A 25,030-nucleotide genomic window follows, 5' to 3' on the forward strand; every position below is an offset into this window, starting at 1 on the left:
AGCCATACCCTGTTTTATTTAAATACATTTATATATAGTATGTCGATAGCGCGCCACATGAGTGCGTTACTATGTATCGACTTACACGCTATCTGCAACTGGAGAATCTTTTTTATGTCAAAATACACCATGCCAGATGATAATCAGCTTCAAAACAATGGCCAAGCAAGCTTCACTGTATTCGGTGTTGGTGGCGGCGGCGGTAATGCAGTTGAACATATGGTACAACAAGGCATCAGAGGTGTAACGTTCGTTTGTGCCAATACAGATAAACAAGCGCTAGATCGTCTTACTGCACCGCACAAACTGCAACTGGGTGCAAAAACGAACCGTGGTCTAGGGGCAGGCGCAAATCCAGAAGTGGGTCGTGAAGCAGCAGAGAGCGAAGAAGAAGCGATTCGCGCATTGCTTGAGCACTCAGATATGGTATTTATCACTGCTGGTATGGGCGGCGGTACTGGTACAGGCGCAGCGCCAGTTGTTGCTCGTATTGCGAAAGAAATGGAAGTACTAACAGTTGCGGTTGTGACTACGCCATTTAAATTCGAAGGTGGTAAGCGTATCAAAGCTGCTAAAGCAGGTATTGAGCAGCTGACTAACTTTGTTGATTCAATTATCACGATTCCAAATGATAAGTTGATGAGTGTATACGGCAATATCTCTATGCAAGATGCTTTCAAAAAAGCGGATGATGTATTGCTGCATGCCGTTCAAGGTATTGCCGAGACCATCGCTAGCGAAGGTATGATCAACATTGACTTTAACGATATCCGTACGGCAATGACTGCGAAAGGTCATGCGATGATGGGTATTGGTCGTGCCAGCGGTGATGATCGTGCGCGTCAAGCGACTGAAAAAGCCATCAGATCACCACTACTTGATGATTTGCGTTTAGAAAATGCAAAAGGTCTACTGGTTAACGTTATTTCTTCAGAGTCATTGTCACTAGATGAGATGAGCAAAATCAGTGCAATAGTCGAAGAAATTACTGATATCGACGACGCTCACATTTTCTACGGTTCTGTGATTGATGAAAAAATGGGTGACGACTTACATGTAACCGTCATCGCAACTGGCTTAACGTTAGATGAAAACGCAGGTCAAGAGCCAGAAGTAGTAGAGCAGCCAGTACCTTCTGTTAATAGCACGCAACCTGTCGATCCTAATGTGCATACCAGCGCTTTAAACAGTCAGAAGCAGTCTCAAGCTCAGCAGTATCAAGATAGCGTTGCACGTCCTAGTGCAAGTGCACCTCAAGAGCAGCCTAAGACTAAAACAAACAGTATTCAAGACTATTTAAAGCGTCAACAGAATAAATAGTACTTCTAATTTACTGTGAGTAAGAAAAGGCCAGCGTTTTGACGCTGGCTTTTTTGTGTTTAAGGAAAGATGAAGCATTTGCGATAAGGAAAATTATGACAATTTTCTATGTAATCTATATGTATATGATTATCGAAACGTATATGAGCCTCGTTGTTTTATAGCATTAGGTAGGTCATATAAAGTAAAAATCAGCAATAGAATATTGACGATAAGTGTTATCAATCAAGGAGATAAGAAAATTAGCGCTTTTTATATATAGCGAATAAGGGGTCGGTAATGGTACACTATGTCAATTGTAACAAAATATGTGAGAAGACAACCATGAACCAAAGAACCATAAAAACAGCAATAGCCGTTACGGGTACTGGTCTACATAGTGGTCAGCCTGTTGACTTGGAGTTTCATCCACAGCCGATTGACACTGGTATTGTTTTCGAGCGCTCTGATATAGAAGGTAGTCAACCAATTCCAGCGAGTGCTTTTTTAGTACAAGACACGATGATGTCATCGAACTTAGTGTTTGGGGGTACGCGAGTGGGCACGGTTGAGCATCTGCTTAGTGCCATCGCTGGTCTAGGAGTAGACAACCTGTTGATTCGTGTTTCTGCTTCAGAGATACCAATTATGGATGGTAGCGCTGCGCCTTTTGTTGCGCTCTTACTAGATGCAGGATTTTGTGAGCAAGAAGCGGCCAAGAAATTTATTAAAATTATACGTCCAGTACGAGTAAAGCTAGAAGATAAATGGGCAGAGCTACGTCCTTATGAAGGGTATGAATTAAATTTCGAAATTGATTTTGATCATCCTGCATTTGATAAGAACTTTCAGCATGCACAGTTGCAGTTCTCTACACAGAACTTCATCGAACAATTAAGCACTGCGCGTACTTTTGGATTTTTACGTGATATAGAAGCACTACGTCAAAATAATCTAGCATTAGGTGGCAGTATGGAAAACGCCATCGTTATCGATGATGCCAACATACTTAATGCAGAAGGCTTACGTTTTAACGATGAGTTTGTCCGTCATAAAATTTTAGATGCTTTGGGAGATTTGCATCTGATTGGCTACCCGATTTTAGGTCGTTTCAATGCCTATAAGTCTGGTCATGCTCTAAATAATCTATTAGTACGTGAAATACTGTCTGACGAAGATAACTTTGAAATTGTAACTTTTGATGACAATGTAACCTGTCCTATCGAGTATTTACCACTTAACGATTTGGTTATTGAAGGATGAATACAGGAAATATCGAAACATTTACGCAATATTACATAGACGGCTCATAATTACATTTATATAATATGCTTTATTTTGAATATATTGTCTATATGAATATATGAATTTTCCGTTAAGGCACATAATACAAAAGCTGTAGATGGTTTTTAAATCCTTCGTTAGCTATATCCATAATCTGGATGTAACTAACGAAGGATTTTTTTTATCTGATACATTACAAAAATCCATCTTTATCAATGCCATCACCTGCTCTTATTTACATAACTTTACATTTAACGGTCAGTATTTTTAATGATTAATCAAACGCAAAAGGGCTTTTTTGAGATTTTCATCAGTGGTGACATGCTCTGCGGCCTGTGATATAGTCCGTTTTGTGTTCTGGCTAAGCGCCTGATTTTCATTGGCTTTACGAGAATTTGGCAAATGCAGTGATGATGTTGACGATTGTTTAGATGAATAATTATCGGCAGAGCTTTTAGCCACAACGACACGGATTTGCTTGAGTTGTTTAAATGTAATTGACTGCTCTGTTAGTATTTGCAAATACGAGCTATGTAAATAGCGAATATGATTTGCTGCTGTCATTGAGCTAACACTTAATATCAACTGCTCAGGTGTTAAGCCTACAACCCAACAGGTATTGAGTATTTCTTCAGGTAGACAGTCTACCAATAGTTCTTTTATCTCGTTGGTTGCTTCTATATATAGTCGCATGTTGTTAGCAAGTGTTTGAGGTAGCGCGCTACCAGCAAATGCTTGATGATCTATAAGCTGGGCAAGCCGATTAGGCTGTTTTTTTGACATCGTAAGTACTCATCTAATAGGTGACAAACTCGATACTCATAATAGACATGCTAAAAGCAATATATAGCAGATGGCTTATAAGATAGTTGACTAGGTGGGAAGTACTACTGGCACTAGTCACTATTTGAAAAGAATGAACCGTTGTAATAGGGATTTTATCACGTCTATTTGATGATTATATCCTCTAAATTAATTGATGCTTCGTTACGGATGACGAGCAGACTTGTATTAACAATAGGTAGTAAATTTATGAAACAAGCTTTATTAATTTTGTCAGTATTGGGAATGGGTATCGCACAGACGAGTGGTGCTGCCGAGACAACCTTTCAACCAAATAATACCTTGAGTCATACCATCACAAATATTTCTACTTCTGCGAACTATGGTTCTAGTCGCAATATCTATAGCACTAACAGTGGTGCACATGTATATAGCAACGATGAGATCAGTCAAGCAATTGACAACCTAAGCGCTCATGCTAAGCAAAAAGAGTATCAGCTCGCTTCACTGACCAGTCGTTTATCTTACGAGCAGCGTCAGCAGCAAGCAAGCCGCGTACCTGACCGCAACTCTGCTCCTGCTATTGCAGCAGCAAATGCCTCTCGCGTCGCTCTATCTAGAAGCTCTGGCTACTGTGCTCGCTATGTGCGTAAAGCGTTACAATCAGCAGGTTACGAATTTACACCTAACCCTTCGGCCTATCAGTACGCCTCTCGTGGCACGCTAGCCCAAGCTGGCTTTACCAAGATCAGTAACGACATGGCACCACAAGTTGGTGATGTCGTTGTCTATAACCGCACGTCAAGCCGTCCACATGGTCATATTCAGATTTTTGATGGCAATGACTGGGTATCTGATTTCCGTCAAAACAGCATCAGCCCGTATAGCGGTACATACAGCTATACGACATGGCGTGATTCGCAGTATGTTGATGATGCATCAGATCGTGGTATCTACCTTGCGATGGCTGACAAATAAAGATCGGTTAAATGAAATAAGCGTCAGTTAAGTAAGACTAAAGTTTTCTCCAAACTCAGTAATGCTCTTTATGACATTACTGGGTTTTTTTTGTGCTTTAAATAATTATATCTAAGAATAGCTGTATTTAAATGAGTTCAGCTCATATAACCAAATCAAAGCTCAAAATTTGGCCAATAGTCACGATTGTGAAAATCAGGCGGAGAGGCATGACCCGAGGCAAAGTATAAGTCAGTTTTGCCAAACCATAAGATGACACAAGGATGTATTTGTTCGATCCTCATGTTTGCAATAGCGTATTGTTGATTCGGTAGTTGAGTTATAGGCAGGCTAAAGCTACGCTTATAATGAGCAGGTGTCTGTACTACCGTTGGAGTGCTAGATAACGCGTTCTGCCCTGATCTATCTGCTAGCTCTTTACAGTTACGCCAATTAATAGATACGCGTGTGGTTCCGTCGGTCTCGTACAACGGTACTGGCGGTAGTGTCACAGGGTTACGATAGTTCTCAAATTGATAGAGTGCATAGCGGCCGTCAGGGCTAGTATTGATCTCTATATAAGCGGTTGCTTGCTGAAGTGGTATCTTGTGAGGTTCGGTCTGGTCAGATGCTACGACATCTTCACCATCAGTCTTACAGCGCACAATCTTGCTGCCAGCAATAAAACATTCAAGGCAGGTTTCTTCCCATAGATAATCAGTGAAATTTACTTGAGTTTGTTGCCATATCGGCCAATTGAGTTGATTGGATAGAATTTGGCTAGGCAGAGTCACTTGATAGGTCAGCATTAGTTGCAAAGCTGGTTGCTGGATGATTTCTGCACTTACTTTGATAGATATATTCTCAAGCGCTTCTATAGATACACCTAATTGCTGAGCGTCTTTCGCTATCGTCTCGGTGGCTATACAGAGGTTAAAAGATTGGTTCATTATAAGTACATCTCGACGGTAATAATAAAGAGGTGATAGTGACAAGAGAAATCATACTAATTCAGGGCACTAATACTATATGGTAAGTATAACCGAGACTATCGGAAAACATAAAAGCCGCGAGCAAGATGCGTCGCGGCCTTTGTATTTCATTATCGTTTGGCTATGATATAAGTGAACATAAAACCCAGTCACTTAAGTCTAGTCGGTCATGACATATTACTGTGCGTGACGTGCTAGGTTAGACAGTTTTGGGTTGGCATTTGGGTTTTTGCGTAGTAATAATGCCATACGACCAATAGAGTGAACCAAAGATGCATTAGCCGCTTTAGCAAGTTCAGCGCCAACGATGTCACGCTCTTCTTTCGTGCCAGCAGGCAGTTTCACTTTGATAAGCTCATGATCTGTTAGCGCGCGATCAATTTCTTCAGTAATGGTTGGGGTGATACCTTTGTTGCCGATCATAACGATAGGCTTTAGCTCGTGACCGATGCCTTTTAGACGTTTGATGGTAGCGTTATCGAGTTGCATAGAATTCCTAGGTGTTGGTAAAAATAAAAATGGTACTGTCAAAAACAGTTATTGATCATTATAGATAATCTGTGACCATCTTGCATGAGATCAGCAGGATTTTGCACGATTTTACGTGACGAAAATGTTAAACTGAATGTTTGGTACATTATAAACGCTACTGCCTTATAAAACAGTTATTTAACCAATAGAATTTGGTCAGTTTGCAACCAACCATGAATAAAAAATTTGATTAACACTGTATTTAGAATAATCCGCAACGGATTAATATCAGTTTGTAAGTGATAGAACAATTAAAGCAGCTAGATTTAGTAAAGCAATAGGAGCAGGTATTTTGGCCACGCGTATCGAAAACAAAAAACTATCAAAGAGCAGCAGTGCTTGGATGAAAGAGCATATTGACGATCATTATGTACAGAAAGCTCAAAAAGATGGCTACCGTGCCCGTGCCGCTTATAAATTATTAGAGATTAATGAAAAAACCAACCTGATCAAAAAAGGCATGACGGTCGTAGATTTGGGCAGTGCGCCTGGTAGTTGGTCACAAGTCGCTGGTCGATTGGTAGGTGATGATGGTATCTTGATTGCCTCTGATATTTTGGCGATGGATACCTTGCCTGATGTGACCTTTATTCAGGGTGATTTTCGTGAAGCTGAAGTGTTTGATGCCATTATGGCAGAAGTAGGTGATAGGCAAGTCGATGTCGTATTGTCTGACATGGCACCCAATACCGCTGGAAACAGTGCTATCGATCAGCCACGTATGATGTACTTATGTGAGTTAGCAGTAGACTTCGCGCTTGCAACCTTACCAGAAGGTGGCGCACTTATTATGAAAGTGTTTCAAGGCGAGGGTACACAAGAATTACGCAAGCAGATGCAGCAGGATTTTAGTAAGATTCGTAGTATAAAGCCAGGTGCGTCACGACCACGCTCAAAAGAGATGTTTTGGATAGCGATTAAATAGTTTTAACATCAATAGGTTGCTGCTCTTGTAAGCGTGAGGGTAAAACACCATAAAGTGTTATTATCGCGATATAAAAGCTGCGTCAATTGTTAAATGAATAATCGTGAAACCTGCTTGAATTATGCGGGTTAGCACCACATATCATGGTATATTACCTTTGTTTTTAGCATACGTTTTAGGCAAAGTCGTCTGATAATAAGCGTTTTACAAGCTCAATGATCGTATATCTATGTTTATCTCATACTGATTATTTATAAAAACAATTTTTAGGTTACCTATAAATCATATAAGTTTAATTTAGCAGTTTTTTATTATCGGGATATTCGTTAAAAATGAGCAATACGTTTATAGACGTCACGTGTTTAATAAACACACCAATAAGTAAGGGATGGGAATAACTAGTGAGCGACATGGTAAAAAATACCTTATTGTGGCTGGTGGTAATCGGCGTTTTGGTGCTGGTGTTTAGCGGCTTTGATCAATCTTCTGAGCCGGATAACCTTAACTACTCTGAGTTTGTGACCGCAGTGTCAGAAAACCAAGTAGCCAGTGTCGAGATCGACGGCGAACAGATCACCGGCGAAAAGAAAAATGGCTCATCTTTTGAGACCATTAGACCAGCTGTGTCAGATGACCAGCTCATGCCAATGCTACGTGAGAACCAAGTCGAAGTTCAAGGAACTGCACCAAAGCGTCAAAGCGTACTAATGCAACTACTGATAGCCAGCTTCCCAATTTTATTGATTATTGGTCTGTTCTTATTCTTTATGCGTAACATGCAGGGCGGCGCTGGCGGTAAAGGCGGCGGCCCAATGAGCTTTGGTAAGTCAAAAGCGAAGATGCTGACCGAAGATCAAATCAACGTTAACTTCGAAGATGTGGCTGGTTGTGAAGAAGCCAAAGAAGAAGTCGTTGAAGTGGTTGAGTTCTTACGTGATCCAGATAAATTTACCAAACTGGGTGCAACGATTCCTCGTGGTATCTTGATGGTAGGTCCTCCAGGTACGGGTAAAACGTTGCTAGCGAGAGCCATTGCTGGTGAAGCTAAAGTGCCGTTCTTCTCAATTTCAGGTTCTGATTTTGTTGAAATGTTTGTCGGTGTTGGTGCATCACGCGTACGCGATATGTTCGAACAGGCAAAGAAAAGCGCTCCTTGTATCATCTTTATTGATGAGATTGATGCAGTCGGTCGTCATCGTGGTTCCGGTATGGGCGGCGGTAATGATGAGCGTGAGCAGACATTGAACCAACTATTGGTTGAGATGGATGGTTTTGAAGGCAATGAAGGCGTTATCGTTATTGCCGCAACCAACCGTGCTGACGTGCTCGATAAAGCATTACTGCGTCCAGGTCGTTTTGACCGTCAGGTACAAGTAGGCTTGCCGGATATCAAAGGCCGTGAACAAATCCTAAAAGTCCATTTGAAGAAATTGCCGAACACAATTAGTGTAGATGCCAGTTCTCTTGCTCGTGGTACGCCTGGATTTAGTGGTGCACAGCTTGCTAACCTTGTAAACGAAGCTGCATTATTTGCCGCGCGTCGCAACAAGACCAGCGTCGATATGAATGACTTTGAAGATGCAAAAGACAAGCTATATATGGGTCCTGAACGCAAATCCATGGTCATACGCGAAGAAGAACGCCGTGCAACTGCATATCACGAAGCGGGTCATGCGTTAGTAGCTGAGCTATTACCAGGTACAGATCCGGTGCATAAGGTTACTATTATGCCGCGTGGCTTTGCCCTTGGTGTCACTTGGCAGTTGCCTGAGCATGATCAGACCAGTATGTATAAGTCGAAAATGCTGAGCGATATTGCTATTTTGTTCGGTGGTCGTATCGCTGAAGAAGTGTTTATCAATCAGATGTCAACGGGTGCTTCGAACGACTTTGAACGTGCTACCAAAATGGCACGTGCAATGGTCACAAAGTACGGTATGTCTGATGCACTCGGTATCATGGTGTACGAAGATGACGACAACTCGCAAGGATATTTCGGTGGTGGTGGTCGTACTATCTCTGAAGCCACGCAGCAGAAGGTCGATGAAGAAGTGCGTCGTATGCTAGAAGAGCAGTACGATATCGCTCGTGAATTGATTGAAGCCAATCAAGACAAAATGCATGCGATGGTTGAGGCTCTCATGAATTGGGAAACCATCGATCGTGACCAACTGCAAGATATCTTAGCGGGTGAAGCACCGCGTCCACCAAGAATCTACCAGCATAACGAAGTAAACTTGTCGAAAAATGATGTGAAAACAACTGGTGCCACACCGCCACCATTACCAGCGATGTAAGTGCTAGCGTATTCATGTTTTATAAAAAGCCCTTTATGATAGAGGGCTTTTTTATTGTCATCATTTTATGAAGGGTTTAGAACCCCATAAGATTTACTGGTATTATAAGCATAGATAATAATAAATAGGGCGTGTTGAACATTCACAAATAGGCACTGCTAATCGCTAAAACTGTTCCAGACAAGGCATAAAGTGACGGTAATGCTCCAGCCTTAACTAGGTTTGCAACGTACTGCTTGTATGGATCTGGGGGCAATTTTAGGCTCAGCTCTAATATTAACAGAAGAAGACAGGACTCTTTTTTGCCATTTCATTGTTAAAAATACATACTTAGAATGACTAAACTTACTATTTTTAACGTCGAACTGTCTAAAAAAATAGTCTCTGTCAGTGCCATGGTCGAATGTTCAATACGCCCTAAAGCTGCATTATAAATTTTACTTGTGATGGATTATTCATGTCATTATTTCAACCTTTGCCCAACTATCAAGTGTCTAGCCGTGATAAAACCTTAGATTTGTCGCAGCCGCATATCATGGGTATCCTGAACGTAACGCCAGATTCATTTTCGGACGGCGGGCAATTTAACGCAATAGATAAAGCCGTTGCGCACTGTCAGCAGATGATAAAGGAAGGTGCCACTATTATTGATATCGGTGGTGAATCTACTCGTCCAAATGCGCAAACTGTGGCGACTGATGATGAGATACAACGAGTTGTACCAGTGGTTAGAGCCATTCGTCAGCATTGTGGTGATGCTATTTGGTTATCGATTGATACTAGCAGCCCTGAAGTCATGCAGGCAGCGTTTAATGAAGGTGCTGACATTTGGAACGATGTACGAGCATTGAAACGTACTGGTGCGGCAGAGCTGGCGGCTAAGCTTAATATACCTGTGATGCTAATGCATATGCGCGGTGAGCCAACGACAATGAATAATCTGGCACAGTATGATGATGTGATTGATGAGGTGCGTACGGAGCTGATTGACCGTATTAACGAAGTAGTCAGCATCGGCGTCAAACAAAGTAATATCATTATCGACCCAGGTTTTGGTTTTGCTAAGAACTATGAGCATCACTGCGCATTATTAAGTCAGCTGAGCAGCTTGCAGACATTAGGGCTGCCAATGATGTTTGGCATTTCTCGCAAGCGTTTTTTAGCAGAAGTATTGACCAGAAGCGATGTTCCAGCAGTAAATACGACGCAAGCGATAGAGCGTGATCCGGCAGGAACCGCTGCTGGACTATTTGCCTTACAGCAAGGCGCAAGTATCATTCGTACGCATAATGTGGCAATGATGCAGCAAGCAGTGGCCTTATGGAGTCAACTGTCAGAATATCGTTGTTAATATCACTTTATAAACGCAAATGCGCAATAAATATTCTTAGGCTTATAAATATTCTATACGCTATGCTTAACGTCTATTTTTAAACTATCTAAACCAATAAAACTGTCTCAATTAATAAGAGTAAATCTATGACAAGTACAACTCAGCCAGAACCAACCAATGAGCAACGCCGTATTATCTATCAAGCTCGCCGCGGATTAAAAGAATTGGATTTTTATATTGATCCTTATGTTAAAGAGCTATATCTGACAGCAGATGCTACTGAACAAGCAGCATTTGCAGAAATGCTGACTCATGAAGACCCAGACTTGCTTGATTACTTTACCAATCAAAATCGTCCAGAAGAGGATGACATCTGGGCATTGGTTAATAAGATAAAAACATGGCGCCATACCAAAGACTTGGTTTAGGTCTTAAAGAATGGGTCGGCACAATATCTAATGTTTTCCATGGTACGCTTATATGACGCCAGTAACCTCGCTACGTATTGATACAGCTATCAAGCCTGCCAGTTATTTACGCGCGCTGCTATATGTAGGCTTGACTGGCGTTATGATGATATTGGCATGGTTTGCATCTTTGACTTTGTGGCAGTATCTACTGATCTTAATAGTCTCGGCAGCGGTTGCAAGTTATCTGATTATATCGAGACCGATCCTATTACATATTAGTCAGCCATCGCTCAGTCAGCGTGTCGATAAAGAATGGCAATTACTGATACGAACGGGTCGCGGTGATGAGTTATGGCAAGCAGAGTTAGTTGATATAAATCGCTATCAATGGGCGATGAGTGTCGAGTTCAACATTGTTGAGCCTTATCAAAGAACGTTTTCAACCACTATATTCCGCGATCAAGTAAATCACGAGCAATGGCGACAATTAAATATTTTAGCCAATACCAGTAAGGGTAATGCTAGATAATTGAGTATTTATGGAGCTTAGGTTTTTCCTTTTACGATGAGAAATCCCTACACATCATAACAAAATAGCTATCTCAAAGGACAAAGAGGTCTGTTATATTAAAATCGGTTATATTAAAAATAGAAAATAAAACTCGTAAGTCTGCTGTCCTTTTATTAAATAACACGTAGGCAGGTATGACGTTTTGCAATTTTTAGCAGTATTTTTGTAGTAAACAATACGATAAAAAGAGGAATAGATAATGAGCTTATTAGGGAATTTAGTGAGCCAAGTGGCACGTAGTGCAATGAATCCAGACGACGCTCAGCGCAATGCAGTTAACCAACGTACTGAAACACGGCAGACTGGTGGACTAGGTGATATCTTAGGTAGTGTACTGGGCGGTGGCAGTCAGGCAGGTGGTTATAGCCCTCAACAAAATAGTCGTCAAGCAGATAATGGTTTTGGCTTAGACGACATCATTGGTGGACTCACGGGCGGCAGTCAGCGCGGCGGTATGAGCTCAGGTGCTGGCGGACTAGGTGATATTTTAGGTAGTGTATTAGGTGGTCAGCGAACTAATAGTGGGTTTGGTGGTAAAGGTATGCTCGTCGCTGCATTGATGCCTATGGTACTTAGCTGGATCAAACGTAATGGTGGTTTGAGTGGGGCATTGTCGAAAATCACTGGTATGGGCTATGAAGGTCAAGCACGCTCTTGGATGAGTAATAACGAAGCAAATGATAATTTAGATCCAAACGAAATTAATCGTTTGTTTGATGAAAACGAAATTCAGCAAGTAGCCGCTCATACTGGTGCTAATGAAACTGAGGTAAGACAGGGACTTGCTGAGCTGTTGCCTGAGGTAATGAATCAGCTAACGCCTAATGGCAATCTGGATAATGAGTCTGAAGCCAATGAAGAGATAGATCAAATCATTAGCCAGCTATCTAGTCGTCTTGGTAATTTTAAATAGTTTGTTCAAGTAGTTTGATAGCTTAAAATTCGAAGACTTCTGATTGTATACTTTAAAGCCGCCTCGATTAAAATAACTGGCAGTATTGATTAAAGAGCACGTTATATAACATGCTCTTTTTTATGTCTATCACAAGAGCATGACTGTCGGTAAATACCGTTCGGCAGGGACAGTGATAGCGATAGTAAGCCCTTAAAATCGCTCGTCTAGCGTCTCTGTTGTATGGTTAAGTGCTGCAAAGCAGATATCGGTATTAAACCCTCTATACTGTAAAAAACGTAGCTGCTTGGCTTTTTCCTTTTGTTCAACTGGTATCTCATTACCGTATTTTTTGGTACGAGCTATCACCGCCAGTTTTAGCCAATCTACACCATCGACTAAGTTGTCTGCATCATCATCTACAAACTCACTAAATTCATCAGACTCAGTGTTTGCCATATCGATTAGCTCATCGATGTTACCTGGCATAGCAATCTTCTTACGATAGAATTCTTGTTTGATCCGACCACGTCCGCGACCTTTGCGAATATTTTCACGTATCAGCATCAGAGTAGTGCGGTAATCACTCTGATAACCTTTTTCTTCAAACTCATCGAGCAGGGCATCAATTTTCTCTGGGTCTTGTTCTTTGTCGATCAGCTTTTGCTTTAGCTCAGCCTTACCGTATTCACGGCGTGATAAATAATAAAATGCAAGCCAACGCAATCGACTTTCTGCTTTAATCGCATCGATTTCTGCTTGTTTTTGTTCAGGGGTTCGTAAGTAGGCTTTGAGCGCGGCTGGTATATTATCGTTTTGGCTGTCTGTTTCACTATCATTGATAGAAAAAAGCTCAGCTTCATGTTCTGAGTTTCTGGATAGCGGCTCAGTGCTACGACCATTACCTGTTGCTAAGCTGTTGTCAATTTCGTCATTATAAATGTCGAGTTTGACTTCTGCTAGCATCTCTTTGATGGTTTGCGCTTCAGGGGGTTGATATATAGGGGTGTCACTAGGCTCAGCGGTAAAATTGGCCGCTGGGTGGAAACGCTTTTTACGTTTTTTAGATTTAGAAGTTTTCTTTGACTTAGGAGAGGAGTCTTCAAAAAACGCTGTATCAATAGTAGCGTCATTCTTGACTGAATCATCTTTATTTGAACGGGTAGTCCGTTTACTGGATTTCTCTGGTTTTTTAGACTCTTTCGTATGAGAGTTCTTGAACGGTTTTTTTGGTTTATTATCAACAGAACTAGCTGAGTCGGCACCCGACTCAGCTAGAATTTCAGCTAAGGTTTTAATTTTCATAATGAATCATAGTGACTGACAACGGTTAATCATTAAACCATTATTGTACAGGTTCAGAAGCCTGTTCTGCTTCTTTAGTTTCGTCGGCTTTGCTATTTTTCTTTGTACCAAGCTTTTCGTCACGAATCTTATCTTCGATTTCTTGAGCAATGGCAGGGTTCTCTTTTAAGAAAAGCACAGAGTTGGCTTTACCTTGGCCAATTTTTTCGTCGCCATAGCTATACCAAGATCCTGCTTTACCAACCGCTCCAATCTCTACACCTAAGTCAATAACTTCGGCTAAGTGGTTCGTACCTTCACCGTAAGTAATTTCGAACTCAGCTTGGCGGAAAGGTGGTGCCATTTTATTTTTAATGACTTTGACACGGGTTTGGTTACCGATGATTTCATCACCATTTTTGACCGCACCAATACGGCGGATATCCATACGTACAGAGGCATAGAATTTCAGCGCGTTACCACCAGTCGTAGTCTCAGGGCTACCGAACATAACACCGATTTTCATACGAATCTGGTTAATAAACACTACCATACAGTTAGAGCGTTTGGCGTTACCAGTGATTTTACGTAGGGCTTGGCTCATCAGACGCGCTTGCAGACCCATGTGTGAGTCGCCCATTTCGCCTTCAATTTCAGCACGTGGTGTCAACGCAGCTACTGAGTCAATCACGATCATGTCGATTGCGCCTGAGCGTACCAACATATCGGTAATTTCAAGAGCTTGCTCACCATTATCAGGCTGCGAGAGCAATAAGTCATCAGTGTTTACCCCAAGCTTGCGCGCATAAACAGGGTCAAGCGCATGCTCAGCATCGATAAAGGCACAAGTGCCGCCTTGCTTTTGACATTCTGCAATAGCTTGCAGAGTCATCGTCGTCTTACCTGAGCTTTCTGGGCCGTAAATTTCAACGATACGGCCTTTTGGTAGACCACCAATGCCAAGCGCGATGTCTAATCCTAGAGAGCCTGTAGAAACCACATCGGCGTCAAGGATGGCTGAGTCATCGCCTAGATGCATGATGGTATTTTTACCAAATTGCTTTTCGATTTGACCTAATGCCGCTTTGAGGGCTTTGGCTTTATTGTCGTCCATATTGGATTCCTTGTTTTCGGTAGTTAAGTTGATGCTATAAATAAAATATTGGTACGGTTAAAACCTTTGGCAAACGCATACTGACTGTTATGAAGTCGGCAATTATTGTTTGGCTGTTTTATCGAAAAATAGGTTGTCACCTGACTGGTATAGGTAGTAGTATCGAAGGTATCGTTCTACTATACAGTAAAATTAAATAGCGAGAGAAGTAAAAATAAGTCCGTACTATATTGTCGTTATCGTTGTTTTTAAGTCAGACTTGGCGTGCTAATTACTCGACTCAACTTCTTAACACTGTTGATTTGATAAGGTAATTATAACAAAAGCAAAGCACGATAATGAGCGTTGAGGGAGGCTAAACGACACTATCTGTCGTATGGTATGAGGCTGAAAACTTATAGAAATGATGCGATAGGTCGCTCTTGTTTTGAACCTGATAATGACTGTGCTTGTCAATAGATTTAGGAGTTGTCCACAACAAATAAAAGGCTTATTTTCGCTAATTGTGAAACATTATGAAGAATTAAATTATTTTAGAAATTATTTAAAATAATTTTTTATGTGTGTGAATTTAATATAAGTTATTGATTATAAAGGTTTTATAAATTGTACAAAAAATGAACGATTTTACCTTATCCTTTAAGTTGCTTAGCTATAAAGTTGTCAAGTAGCGACTTATGCACAGGGTTATCCACAGCTTATGGGGAGAACTCTGTAAAGCCTTATAATACATAAGTTTACGTAGATTATTAGTATGAGGAACGGATTTTATATTTCGTTTTCAATCACTTTAGAGAAGCAGTTTTGTCTACAAACAACGCTATGAGCGCTATGTTTCACAAATTATAAATTTATCTTTTTTTATGCATAATCATACTATAGGCATTAAAAGTCAGGAGTATGACTCGAGATATATATCTAAGATGTCAGTAGACATAGTTATGCATAGGATGTCTAGTATTTTTAGAGATATTTTCTACAGCCTATAGAAGGCCAAAAAAAAGCGGCTACATCAGATAGCCGCTTTGTCAAAACACTTAAAAGTAGAGCTGTATTGATCAGTCTTTGATATAGATCAAATCCCAGACGCCATGCCCACGATCGAGGCCACGACGCTCGAACTTAGTCATTGGACGAAAGTCAGGACGCTCAGTGAAATTACCTGTACCTGCTTTGTTGGTCAATCCAGCGAAACCATCCAATACTTCAACCATCCAAAATGCATAATGCTCCCAGTCAGTTGCTGTATGGAACCAGCCGCCTTGTTTTAAGCTGCGCGTAACGATGGTCATACGTTCAGGACTGACAAAACGACGCTTATAGTGACGCTTCTTTTGCCATGGGTCAGGGAAGTATAGCTGAATACGGTCGATATGGTTTTCTGGTAGCTGCTTGAGCAATTGAATGGCATCACCATTGATGATTTTTACGTTGCTCAAATCTTGGGTGCCAGCCATATACGCACATTTACCAATACCAGGCTCATGCACTTCTACACCGACAAAATTACGAGTAGGGTCAGCGGCCGCCATTTCAATAAACGAATCGCCCAAGCCAAAACCAATCTCTACCGTAAGCGGCGCATCTGGGCCGTTAGGGCTATCGGCGAATAACGTACGTAGGTTGTCAATACCGGTAAGATCGCCATCACCAAAACTGTTATTGACCAAATACTCAGAAAATTCTGGAGCAGTTAGTGCAAGCTCGGCGTTTTTGTTCATGTGCGTACGGCGCTTCATAAACGTATTGACGATGCGGATATGCTTGTCAGAGGTCGGTTCTATCTCTTGGCTAGTGCTGTTATCGATATCGATAGACTCGCTTGTGCTATTAAGGGTTTGCTCATCAGTAGTATCGGTACTATTGACGTTGTCATTGATATCAGAATGTTGACTCATAGGATTCGTAAGGCTTAATTAGGTGGGTGATGTTTGCTTATTATAAGTTAAATCCATACAACTGTGAACGGACAATCCTATTTTCGCGTATTGGCTGATCGGTGCTGTGGTTTCTCTATGTTACACATGGGTTTTAGCGTTATCATATAATGGTATCTTTCAAGTGCTTTTCCTAAGAGTCAGTAAGTAGAGCGTGTTGCCATGTTATTTATTGAGACAGATTCACCGCCACCGTTTTATCAAGAGTCGTTAACACCTACTAAACGTAAGCAGTTAGACAAGTGGTTCATCGGTAATCGTACCCAGCGTTATTATCTCAAACGTTTTGAGCAGTTTGATCAGCAAGGTTATCTGTCACCAAAATGGCATTGGGCTGCGTTTTTTATCACTTTTCCTTGGCTGCTATATCGCAAGCGCTATATGGATGCGATTGTTTATAGTGTCGCAGGGTGGTCTTTTATCCAGCTTAATGTGGCATTAGTGCTAGTCGCCTTTGAATTTATAGCGATGTCCTATGTACCAGATGCTTATCAGATGGCAACACGTATCAGTATTGCCGCTGTTATTTGGCTATTTTGGTCGTTTATGGTGGCACGCTGGACAGATGCGTATTACTACCGCATGGCAAGGCGTGAGATCGCTGATGCGATAAATGACCATCCGCGAGATGAGGCAGCACAGAAGGCACATCTGCAAAGAGAAGGTGGTGTTAGCTTATTTGGGCTGGCATTAGGGTTTGGTTTTTTTGCATTTTCGCTATTGGTGATTAAGGTGCAGTTCTTACCGATTATTGCCAAGCCAAAAGCAAACGAAGTGTTGTTTGACGCTTATGATATTGCAAAGAATGCCCAAAATCGAGTGGCGTTGATTTATCAACAGACAGGGCAGTGCCCAGTAAATCTGCCCCTGAGTACCGAGCAGCAGCAAATACGCATGCATGTCGATACTCAGGCTGCTGGCGTGACAGAAACTGACTGTGCGGTAGTGGCAACGATTCAGAACGTGACGTTTCCAATACGCTATTTAAACGAGCAGACGCTGGTCTTTTATCATATACCAGACAGTGATAATTGGGATTGCACCAGCTCACTGAATAAAAAACAAGCCCCTAAAAACTGCATAGCTGATTAGGGGCTGTATTTCACGAGTACTTGTAGATGCTGCTAGTGCTGAGAGCTGATTCTTAGAGCTAATGCTTAGAGTCCGTTGCAGTATCATCCTTTTCCTCAACTGGTGTTGCTTGGCTCTTTAACGCCTCATAAAAATCGGTCAAATCCATTTTACGTGCTTTACCAATATCTTCATCAAACAAGCTTTCAAGCTCAGCCATTGCTGATTGTGCGGATTCAATCATGCTGGCTTCATCATCGTAGATAGCTTGTTGGCGTTCGATCAAGTCATCATCATAGTCACGGAATGTTTTTACTGTTTCTCGCGCTTTTTCTGGTGAGATACCTAATAACTGTAGTGATTCGCGTGACATGTCCAAAGACGACAAATAAGTCTCACGCCAAATATGACGTACCCCAACTTCACGCAATCGATAATAGTGCTGACGGTCGCGTGCTCTTGCCAATACAATCAGTTCAGGATAATTTTTACGTAAGTATTGAGCGGTCGTGATGGAGCGTTCTAAGTCATCGATAGCAAGAATAAACACTCGCGCTTTCTGAATGCCCGCAGCTCGTAAAATCTCGGGGTTTTTCGGATCGCCATAATAGACTTGGTTACCGAATTTTCTTACGAAATCTACTCGGTTTGCAGAGCGTTCGATGGCGGTAAATTCGATATTATGCATGCGCAGTACACGGCCAATAATCTGACCGACACGGCCGAAGCCTGCAATAATGACCTGATGCTCATGATCAGGAATGGTATCGTATTCGCGACTTGGTTTACTCTTGGCAAATAACGGTTCGCCCACTTTCTCTAACAATAAGAATGCCAAAGGTGTCAGTGCCATTGAAATAGTGACGACAAGGTTAAGAGTATTGGCAAGCTCAGGGCGTAAGACATTTTGGGCAGTGGCAACACTGAATAGGACAAAGGCAAACTCACCACCTTGGGCTAAGGTCACGCCTAATCTAATACTGGTCGGCCACCGATTGCCCGATACTTTGGCAATCCCTGCAATCACTGCAAACTTGATAAACATCAATGCAAGCGCGCAGCCAATAATAAAGATGGGCTCTGCCAAAATGAGTTTGACGTCGGTAAGCATACCGACCGACATAAAGAACAGACCTAATAGCAACCCTTTAAAAGGTTCGATACTGGCTTCTAATTCGTGACGATACTCAGAATCTGCTAACAACACACCTGTCAAAAATGCACCTAACGCCATTGATAGACCGATTTGACCCATCAAAATAGACACGCCCATCACAATAAATAGCGCGACCGCTGTCAGTAGTTCTGATGCACCACTTGAAGCCACAAATTTAAAGAAGGGTCGAACCACATAACGGCTGGCAAAAATCAGACCGGCAAAGACAGCAAACACTTTACCAAAATAAATCAAATCGTAGCTTTGTTCACGCACTCCTGATAAAAAGGGAATGACTGCTAACAATGGAATGACCGCAATATCTTGGAATAACAAGATAGTAAAAGCTTCTCGACCATGTGTGCTCGAAAGCTGCTGTTTTTCAGTCAGTATCTGTAGTACAAACGCAGTAGAAGACAGGGCTAAACCAAAACCAACGATAAAGGCAGTATCTAGTTGCAAGGAGAAAAACTGGTGTAGGAGCCACATCAGTAGCGTACCAGTCAAACCGACCTGCAAACCGCCCAATACGAATATAGAGCGGCGCAATGCCCAGAGCCGCGAAGGCTGGAGCTCGAGCCCGATAATGAACAGCAGCATGACCACGCCAAACTCTGAAAAGTGCAATAAACTTTCAGCGTCGCCTGCCACATCCAACCCACTGGGGCCCAATATGAGTCCAGTGATGAGGTAGCCTAAAACCGTTGCAATGCCGAAGCGTTTACCGAGAGGGACAAAGAGCAATGCTGCTCCCAAAAAAATAGTGGCTTGCAACATGAGATTTGGTGAGCCTGCGGCGGCAGCAAACATCTGGGCTCCTTAAAATTTGAATAAAATATACAATATGAAATGAACGTGACTAAAATCAGTATGGCTAAAACGATATCGCGCTAGTATCTATTATTTTTTGCGATAAATTTTCCACACCCCATTGTCTGCGAGCGGATTATTATAAGCATCGTTACGGCGTTTGCGCGGTGTTTGCCTGCTATCGACAATCTTAAAGTCAGGCAGAGCATGTACAATAAGACCAGTACGATAAAAGCGTACCCGCTCAGGCTCTAGCATCTCGCCCTTACTATCACGACAAAAAACATAAGCACGCAGATCGATAAATTCACGATGCGCTACCAGTCGCGCTTCCTCGTCGTTATCTAGCACCGCTGTCATGCGCTCAATTTCATCATCCGTATATTGACCACATTTATCAGTCAGGGCGCCTACTGATCCAAAGCTTTTAGATTCTTTAGCGCGCGTCTTAGTCAAGTGTAGACGCTGAACATGATAGATGAATTGTGGTATTTCAAGGCTGGCAGGAAGTGGCAAGTAATCAGGTGGCATATTGGCCGCTGGATAAAAATCCTTGGCACGCTCAAGCAGATTTTGCCAACGTTGTTGATAGGTTTGGACTTCGGCTAAGTTGCCTTCATAAATAGGCATATCACGAATTTGGCGCAAAATATCAGGTGGAAACTGTTCATTACGAAAGTTTGCAATGTCTTCTTGCAGCGTTGATAACAAAACTTTGGCGTGTTTTTTGCCATCTTTTGATGCAGGATCATCGATATAGTCTGGGGCGACAAAGGGTGCTGAGCGTCTAGACATAGTGTTGTATCATCAATAGATAGAGTGAAAATACCAAAAAGTATGATTATAAAAATTAACTGGGGTGCTAAACAAAACTTTATAATAGTTATTATAACCACATAAGCCGATTCGGACTTAATTTTTTTAAGTTGAATAAAGTAAAAGATTGTCGCAAATCATGACTGCTTTAATGTGATCTGGATTCTAGTTCTAATTCTACGTAACTTTTAGTATGAGCCAGTATCAGATGCCTATACTTGTATTTTCTAGGTCGTGTTTCAAGTTACTGACTTCTTTATTCAATCATTGAGCTGAAAATGTATCATTAATGATTATGACCAATATGACTATTACCATCAGGTGGCTGTCCCGAAATATCACAGATCAATGCATCGCTATGTGCGATATTCTGCGGATGAGAAGAGCTTTCGACCTGAATAGTAGCATGGTGAATACCAAGCTCTAGCAGTCTTTGCTCGAGACTGACAATCAGAATATTTGACTCATGGATACTCATCTCACCATCGACCACCACGTGACAAGAGAGTGCATTGAGACCGCTAGTAATACTCCAAACATGTAGATCATGTACTTTTTGTACTTGAGAGTCTTCGAGTAATTTTTGTTCCACATCGACGAGCGATATATTGGCAGGCGTTCCTTCCATCAATATATGCACAGAATCACGTACAACGCGGTAGCCACTGATTAAAATAAGTACGGCAACGATTACTGATGCTACTGCGTCTGCCCATACCCAACCAAATCCCATCATCAGTAGCGCAGCGATAATCGCAGCCACTGACCCTAATAAATCGCTCAATACGTGCAAATAAGCACTTTGCATATTAAGGTTAACGGGTTCTGCACTATTAGGTTTCTGCTCTGTGACCTTGTTATCATATGTACCATGATTATGACCGTGTGACTCGCCACCTTGACTACCTCGGTGCATTAGCCAAGCGACCAAAATATTGATCAGCATACCGATAGTGGCCACGATAAGCATACCTTGGGTCGCAATCTCTGGCGGTGAGTTAAAGCGTTTAATCGCTTCATAAAAAATCATCAAAGCGATTATGACAAGTGTCGCGCCATTTACCGTAGCGACTAATATCTCGAAACGCTTGTAACCGAAGGTTTTCTGGTGAGTGGCTGCTTTTTCGCCGATTTTAAATGCGACCAAAGTGGCGCCAAGCGCTATCGCATCGCTTAACATATGCCCTGCATCGGACAGCAAGGCTAAACTACCGGTAAGCCAGCCACCAATGGCTTCGATAAACATATAACCAGTAATGATAATAAAGCTGAACAGCAAGGTGCGCTGATAGCCCTTGGTATCTCGTGCTATGGTTGTTTGTTCTAAATGCTCATCATGATCGTGACGGCCTTGATTTCCCTGAGTGTAGTTATTTTCTTCATCTTCGCGAACGTACTTAGGCACATCCTTATTATCATGCTGTTGGCTATGATTGTGCTCGGCAGAGTTTGGATTATTTGGATTCATAATAATACTCAAATTCGCTGATAGTTGCGTTCGATAGATAATGCTGACTGATAAGTGACGTTTACTAATAAGTGATGCTTGCTATGACTATGGACAGAGAGAGTAGGCGTAGAGCCTTTTCCGCATACCATTTGATGGTTATAAATTTAACATAGCCAAGCATGAGAAGCTGTAACGACGAAGTAAACATGATGAGGAGATGAGGAGATGAGTAGAAAGATATGCACCCATTTGTTGAGAGCTGCGTGAGAACTACCAACCGACAGGATCAATGTCCAAAGTAAGCTTAAGGTATTTAGCGCTTGGCAGGGCAAGCACTGGTTGCCACCACTGTTCTAACACATGATGCAATTGACGACGATCTTTAGCCAGTAGCAAAAGCTGTGCATGGTAGCGGCTGTTCTTTTTACTCATGGGCGCATCAATAGGACCGAGAACAGCGAGGTTATGAGCATTCGGCAAATGCGCAATAGCATCCTTGAGCGCTTGAGTAGTAGCTGCTAATGTTTTGCCTTCACAGCGTATCAATGCAGCATGTCGATGAGGAGGCAAGCCCATCATTTGACGCTCTTGCAGTAGCTCGCGTGCAAATGACAAGTAGCCGTCTTTGACCAGTTTTAATAGTAACTCGTTATCAGGTTGCAACGTTTGAATCAATACGCGGCCAGCTTTGTCACCTCGACCAGCACGGCCAGCTACCTGAATCATAAGCTGTGCGGTATGCTCTGGTGAGCGAAAGTCTGCTGATAAAAATCCGCGATCAGCATTGGGTAAGCAAACCAATGTAACGTTGGGGAAGTGATGTCCTTTGGCGACCATCTGCGTACCGACCAAGATAGCAGGGTTGCCTTTATTAATTTGCTCGTAAATATTTTCCCAGCTGTCTTTACGTCTTGTGGTATCACGGTCTATTTGAATAATCGGATAGAGCTCTTTGCTGGTTTGAGGATTAGCAAAGATTGCGTGTAGATTTTCGCTGAGCCTTGTCGTTCCCATGCCTTTGGCGTCTAGATTTTGACTGCCACAATCAGGGCATACGGTAGGGATATAGGCTTGCCAATCGCAATGATGGCATTTCAAATAAGAGTTGCTTGAATAACTGTTTCGCTGGGATTGGCCGTTATAGTGAACGGTCAGGTGCGCGTCACAGCGCGGACAATCTGCTTGCCAGCCACAAGCCTCGCATAAGAGAACAGGCGCATAGCCACGACGATTCAAAAATATTAGTACTTGATCACCAGCTTCTAGCGTTTGCCGTATCGCCCCGATCATGGCATCCGTCAGCCCTGTATCATAGCGCGCACCGTCATCTTGGGCTTGTTGATGGGTACTTTGCAAGCGAGCATCGATCAGCTGCATGGTTGCAGGCTTGGCATTACCCGGACGAGTAAGCAGTTGGTATTCTGATAGCTTGCCATCATCGACCAGTTTTAAATGCTCAAGAGAAGGTGTGGCAGTACCAAGTATCACTGGGATTTTGTACTGCAAACCTCGATAGAGAGCGACATCAGCAGCATGATAACGCAATGTGTCTTGTTGCTTATACGAGCCATCATGCGCCTCATCAACAACAATCAAGCCTAAGTTTGCAAAAGGATATAGCACAGCCGAACGTGTACCGATTACGATTTGTGCATGCCCCGTGCGGCAGTCTTGCCAACCTTGTAAGCGATGAGTGTTGGTCATACCAGAGTGCAATAGCACAATATGGGCAGCAAACCGACTGGCAAATCTTGCCCGCGTTTGCGGCGTTAGTCCAATCTCTGGTACTAAAATAAGAACCTGTTTACCAGCCTCTAGTACAGCTTGCATCGCTTGCAGATAGACTTCGGTTTTACCACTACCAGTAATACCATTGAGCAAAAAACCAGTATAAGTATCGGATTCGTGTGCAGCAAGAATAGCGTCGACAGCAAGTTTCTGCTCATCATTGAGATCAAGTGGCATTTTTGCCAGTTTGACTGGAGTAGGTGCTTGTTTTGGCTGAATATAGCGCTCGACTAGCCCTTTATCTTCTAGCGTCTTTAAAAAGGCTCGTTGCATCCCTTCTAGTAGCAATACATCTTCACTGGCGCCGTGCTGACCATGTAGCTTTAGCATATCGAACTGCTGCTTTTGTTTCTTAGCATTGGCTCGAAAATCATCATCAGTGATATGAGGCAAAATTCGCCAATGGGTAATCAGCAAGTCTAACGGTTTGCCTTGACGAACAAGGCTTGGCAGGATAACTGCTAACACATCGCCAAGTGGATAGTGGTAATAGCGTGCCAACCAGTAGGCAAGCTTGAGCATGTCCGAGTCCAAAATAGGCTCAGCATCTAGACATTTATTAATAGGTTTGATCTTGTTAGCAGGTACGCTGCTATCGGCTTGTGAAATATGAGCAATCACAATACCAATCAGAGTCTGACGACCAAATGGAACCTCGACACGGCTGCCGATTTGCGGTATCGCACTGTCTGGCAAAGCAAGCATATCAGCTGGTAAGCTATAGTCAAACACCCGATAAAGGGGAACGGGCAGAGCAACTTGTACCAACATAAACGGCTTCGCAGTCTTATTAGGTGAATATAAAATCAGAATAATAGAACGGAGACCAATAAGCTTAGCATGACGCTAAGCTTATGGTGATATGACTTATAGGCTGTTGCTAAAATTAGCACTTAATAATGAGCGCTTAACAACTAGCACCTAATACTAAGCATCAAATATTATCTTATTCTATATAAAGAATAGACTCAATTTCTACCACACCACCTTTAGGTAGAGCAGCTACTTGGACGGCAGCACGGGCAGGGTATGGCTCGCTTAGATTGGCAACAAACACTTCGTTCAAGACAGCAAAATCACTCAAGTCAGTCAAAGATACGTTGAATTTGACCACGTCATTTAGACTGCCACCAGCTGCTTCACAGATAGCTTTGATATTTTCAAATACTTGCTCAGCCTGTGCTTTAAAACCTTCTCTTAGCTCCATCGTGTCAGGATCAAAACCAAGCTGACCTGAGATATAGACAGTATTGCCGACTTTTACGGCTTGAGAATAGGTGCCGACTGCTGCAGGTGCTTTATCAGTTTGGATGGTTTGACGAGTCATAGG

21 protein-coding genes are annotated in these 25,030 nt (G+C 42.3%); 10 read left to right on the forward strand and 11 right to left on the reverse strand.

The annotated features are described in order from the left end of the window. The first annotated feature begins 114 nt into the window (after window positions 1–114). On the forward strand, window positions 115–1,320 hold the full coding sequence (gene ftsZ / locus ACTXGF_RS16205; protein ID WP_057761433.1) for a cell division protein FtsZ: 1,206 nt from the start codon (window positions 115–117) through the stop codon (window positions 1,318–1,320). A 324-nt stretch (window positions 1,321–1,644) separates the two neighbouring features. After that, the gene (gene lpxC, locus ACTXGF_RS16210; RefSeq protein WP_201605716.1) at window positions 1,645–2,562 is read left to right on the forward strand and encodes a UDP-3-O-acyl-N-acetylglucosamine deacetylase; all 918 of its coding nucleotides are present in this window, start codon (window positions 1,645–1,647) and stop codon (window positions 2,560–2,562) included. Between the two features lie 288 nt (window positions 2,563–2,850). On the opposite strand, the gene ACTXGF_RS16215 is transcribed toward lpxC, so the two are convergent. Further along, window positions 2,851–3,366 (reverse strand): hypothetical protein, encoded by a 516-nt coding sequence (locus ACTXGF_RS16215; RefSeq protein ID WP_102091884.1) that lies wholly within the window; start codon window positions 3,364–3,366, stop codon window positions 2,851–2,853. Between the two features lie 249 nt (window positions 3,367–3,615). On the opposite strand from ACTXGF_RS16215, the gene ACTXGF_RS16220 reads away from it, so the two are divergent. Further along, a complete protein-coding gene (locus ACTXGF_RS16220; protein WP_160022325.1) occupies window positions 3,616–4,344 on the forward strand; it encodes a CHAP domain-containing protein in 729 nt (242 codons plus the stop codon). A gap of 155 nt (window positions 4,345–4,499) precedes the next feature. On the opposite strand, the gene ACTXGF_RS16225 is transcribed toward ACTXGF_RS16220, so the two are convergent. Together ACTXGF_RS16225 and ACTXGF_RS16230 are read right to left on the reverse strand one after the other, a co-directional pair. Further along, entirely contained in the window at window positions 4,500–5,273 is a 774-nt protein-coding gene (locus ACTXGF_RS16225; RefSeq protein WP_443534599.1) for a DOMON domain-containing protein, read from the reverse strand. 219 nt (window positions 5,274–5,492) lie between these two features. Beyond that, window positions 5,493–5,804, reverse strand: coding sequence for a YhbY family RNA-binding protein (locus ACTXGF_RS16230; RefSeq protein WP_057761426.1), 312 nt, complete (start codon window positions 5,802–5,804; stop codon window positions 5,493–5,495). Between the two features lie 334 nt (window positions 5,805–6,138). Between ACTXGF_RS16230 and ACTXGF_RS16235 the strand changes: the two genes are divergently transcribed. The 6 genes from ACTXGF_RS16235 (at window position 6,139) to ACTXGF_RS16260 (ending at window position 12,295) form a co-directional block, all read left to right on the forward strand. Further along, on the forward strand, window positions 6,139–6,771 hold the full coding sequence (locus ACTXGF_RS16235; RefSeq protein WP_057761424.1) for an RlmE family RNA methyltransferase: 633 nt from the start codon (window positions 6,139–6,141) through the stop codon (window positions 6,769–6,771). 401 nt (window positions 6,772–7,172) lie between these two features. Then, window positions 7,173–9,068: an ATP-dependent zinc metalloprotease FtsH gene (gene ftsH / locus ACTXGF_RS16240; protein WP_443534596.1), complete on the forward strand. Its 1,896-nt coding sequence runs from the start codon at window positions 7,173–7,175 to the stop codon at window positions 9,066–9,068. 457 nt (window positions 9,069–9,525) lie between these two features. After that, window positions 9,526–10,419, forward strand: a complete 894-nt coding sequence (gene folP / locus ACTXGF_RS16245; RefSeq protein ID WP_443534594.1) for a dihydropteroate synthase — start codon at window positions 9,526–9,528, stop codon at window positions 10,417–10,419. Window positions 10,420–10,547: 128 nt separating this feature from the next. After that, window positions 10,548–10,829, forward strand: coding sequence for an FAD assembly factor SdhE (locus tag ACTXGF_RS16250; protein ID WP_443534593.1), 282 nt, complete (start codon window positions 10,548–10,550; stop codon window positions 10,827–10,829). 52 nt (window positions 10,830–10,881) lie between these two features. Further along, a complete protein-coding gene (locus ACTXGF_RS16255; RefSeq protein ID WP_443534591.1) occupies window positions 10,882–11,340 on the forward strand; it encodes a hypothetical protein in 459 nt (152 codons plus the stop codon). Window positions 11,341–11,581: 241 nt separating this feature from the next. Continuing rightward, on the forward strand, window positions 11,582–12,295 hold the full coding sequence (locus ACTXGF_RS16260) for a YidB family protein (protein WP_443534589.1): 714 nt from the start codon (window positions 11,582–11,584) through the stop codon (window positions 12,293–12,295). A gap of 192 nt (window positions 12,296–12,487) precedes the next feature. On the opposite strand, the gene ACTXGF_RS16265 is transcribed toward ACTXGF_RS16260, so the two are convergent. From ACTXGF_RS16265 to trmB, 3 genes are all read right to left on the reverse strand, one after another. Further along, window positions 12,488–13,579: a regulatory protein RecX gene (locus ACTXGF_RS16265; protein ID WP_443534587.1), complete on the reverse strand. Its 1,092-nt coding sequence runs from the start codon at window positions 13,577–13,579 to the stop codon at window positions 12,488–12,490. 40 nt (window positions 13,580–13,619) lie between these two features. Next, on the reverse strand, window positions 13,620–14,672 hold the full coding sequence (recA, locus tag ACTXGF_RS16270; protein ID WP_443534585.1) for a recombinase RecA: 1,053 nt from the start codon (window positions 14,670–14,672) through the stop codon (window positions 13,620–13,622). Between the two features lie 1,058 nt (window positions 14,673–15,730). Beyond that, the gene (trmB, locus tag ACTXGF_RS16275; RefSeq protein ID WP_443534583.1) at window positions 15,731–16,570 is read right to left on the reverse strand and encodes a tRNA (guanosine(46)-N7)-methyltransferase TrmB; all 840 of its coding nucleotides are present in this window, start codon (window positions 16,568–16,570) and stop codon (window positions 15,731–15,733) included. Window positions 16,571–16,771: 201 nt separating this feature from the next. On the opposite strand from trmB, the gene ACTXGF_RS16280 reads away from it, so the two are divergent. Further along, entirely contained in the window at window positions 16,772–17,701 is a 930-nt protein-coding gene (locus tag ACTXGF_RS16280) for a DUF2628 domain-containing protein (RefSeq protein WP_102091892.1), read from the forward strand. 58 nt (window positions 17,702–17,759) lie between these two features. Here ACTXGF_RS16280 and ACTXGF_RS16285 read toward each other — a convergent pair whose 3' ends face one another. The 5 genes from ACTXGF_RS16285 to ACTXGF_RS16305 form a co-directional block, all read right to left on the reverse strand. After that, window positions 17,760–19,646, reverse strand: a complete 1,887-nt coding sequence (locus ACTXGF_RS16285) for a monovalent cation:proton antiporter-2 (CPA2) family protein (protein WP_114700593.1) — start codon at window positions 19,644–19,646, stop codon at window positions 17,760–17,762. 90 nt (window positions 19,647–19,736) lie between these two features. Further along, on the reverse strand, window positions 19,737–20,441 hold the full coding sequence (locus tag ACTXGF_RS16290; RefSeq protein ID WP_201579206.1) for a hypothetical protein: 705 nt from the start codon (window positions 20,439–20,441) through the stop codon (window positions 19,737–19,739). 307 nt (window positions 20,442–20,748) lie between these two features. After that, window positions 20,749–21,930, reverse strand: coding sequence for a cation diffusion facilitator family transporter (locus ACTXGF_RS16295; RefSeq protein WP_443534580.1), 1,182 nt, complete (start codon window positions 21,928–21,930; stop codon window positions 20,749–20,751). Between the two features lie 252 nt (window positions 21,931–22,182). Next, complete coding sequence (locus tag ACTXGF_RS16300; protein WP_443534578.1) at window positions 22,183–24,471, reverse strand: primosomal protein N'; 2,289 nt, start codon at window positions 24,469–24,471, stop codon at window positions 22,183–22,185. A 175-nt stretch (window positions 24,472–24,646) separates the two neighbouring features. Further along, window positions 24,647–25,027: a RidA family protein gene (locus tag ACTXGF_RS16305; RefSeq protein WP_057761400.1), complete on the reverse strand. Its 381-nt coding sequence runs from the start codon at window positions 25,025–25,027 to the stop codon at window positions 24,647–24,649. Window positions 25,028–25,030 lie beyond the last annotated feature (3 nt).

The organism is Psychrobacter sp. 1Y6, assembly GCF_052258385.2.
In the GTDB taxonomy this organism is placed as follows: Bacteria; Pseudomonadota; Gammaproteobacteria; order Pseudomonadales; family Moraxellaceae; genus Psychrobacter.

Coding starts and splice junctions, on each gene's coding strand:
- ACTXGF_RS16295 (WP_443534580.1), bottom strand. CDS start 21,930: ATGAATCCAAATAATCCAAACTCTGCCGAGCACAATCATAGCCAACAG.
- ACTXGF_RS16285 (WP_114700593.1), bottom strand. CDS start 19,646: ATGTTTGCTGCCGCCGCAGGCTCACCAAATCTCATGTTGCAAGCCACT.
- lpxC (WP_201605716.1), top strand. CDS start 1,645: ATGAACCAAAGAACCATAAAAACAGCAATAGCCGTTACGGGTACTGGT.
- ACTXGF_RS16265 (WP_443534587.1), bottom strand. CDS start 13,579: ATGAAAATTAAAACCTTAGCTGAAATTCTAGCTGAGTCGGGTGCCGAC.
- ACTXGF_RS16250 (WP_443534593.1), top strand. CDS start 10,548: ATGACAAGTACAACTCAGCCAGAACCAACCAATGAGCAACGCCGTATT.
- ACTXGF_RS16220 (WP_160022325.1), top strand. CDS start 3,616: ATGAAACAAGCTTTATTAATTTTGTCAGTATTGGGAATGGGTATCGCA.
- ACTXGF_RS16230 (WP_057761426.1), bottom strand. CDS start 5,804: ATGCAACTCGATAACGCTACCATCAAACGTCTAAAAGGCATCGGTCAC.
- ACTXGF_RS16215 (WP_102091884.1), bottom strand. CDS start 3,366: ATGTCAAAAAAACAGCCTAATCGGCTTGCCCAGCTTATAGATCATCAA.
- ACTXGF_RS16290 (WP_201579206.1), bottom strand. CDS start 20,441: ATGTCTAGACGCTCAGCACCCTTTGTCGCCCCAGACTATATCGATGAT.
- ftsZ (WP_057761433.1), top strand. CDS start 115: ATGTCAAAATACACCATGCCAGATGATAATCAGCTTCAAAACAATGGC.
- recA (WP_443534585.1), bottom strand. CDS start 14,672: ATGGACGACAATAAAGCCAAAGCCCTCAAAGCGGCATTAGGTCAAATC.
- ACTXGF_RS16255 (WP_443534591.1), top strand. CDS start 10,882: ATGACGCCAGTAACCTCGCTACGTATTGATACAGCTATCAAGCCTGCC.
- ACTXGF_RS16260 (WP_443534589.1), top strand. CDS start 11,582: ATGAGCTTATTAGGGAATTTAGTGAGCCAAGTGGCACGTAGTGCAATG.
- ACTXGF_RS16225 (WP_443534599.1), bottom strand. CDS start 5,273: ATGAACCAATCTTTTAACCTCTGTATAGCCACCGAGACGATAGCGAAA.
- ACTXGF_RS16280 (WP_102091892.1), top strand. CDS start 16,772: ATGTTATTTATTGAGACAGATTCACCGCCACCGTTTTATCAAGAGTCG.
- trmB (WP_443534583.1), bottom strand. CDS start 16,570: ATGAGTCAACATTCTGATATCAATGACAACGTCAATAGTACCGATACT.
- ACTXGF_RS16300 (WP_443534578.1), bottom strand. CDS start 24,471: ATGTTGGTACAAGTTGCTCTGCCCGTTCCCCTTTATCGGGTGTTTGAC.
- folP (WP_443534594.1), top strand. CDS start 9,526: ATGTCATTATTTCAACCTTTGCCCAACTATCAAGTGTCTAGCCGTGAT.
- ACTXGF_RS16305 (WP_057761400.1), bottom strand. CDS start 25,027: ATGACTCGTCAAACCATCCAAACTGATAAAGCACCTGCAGCAGTCGGC.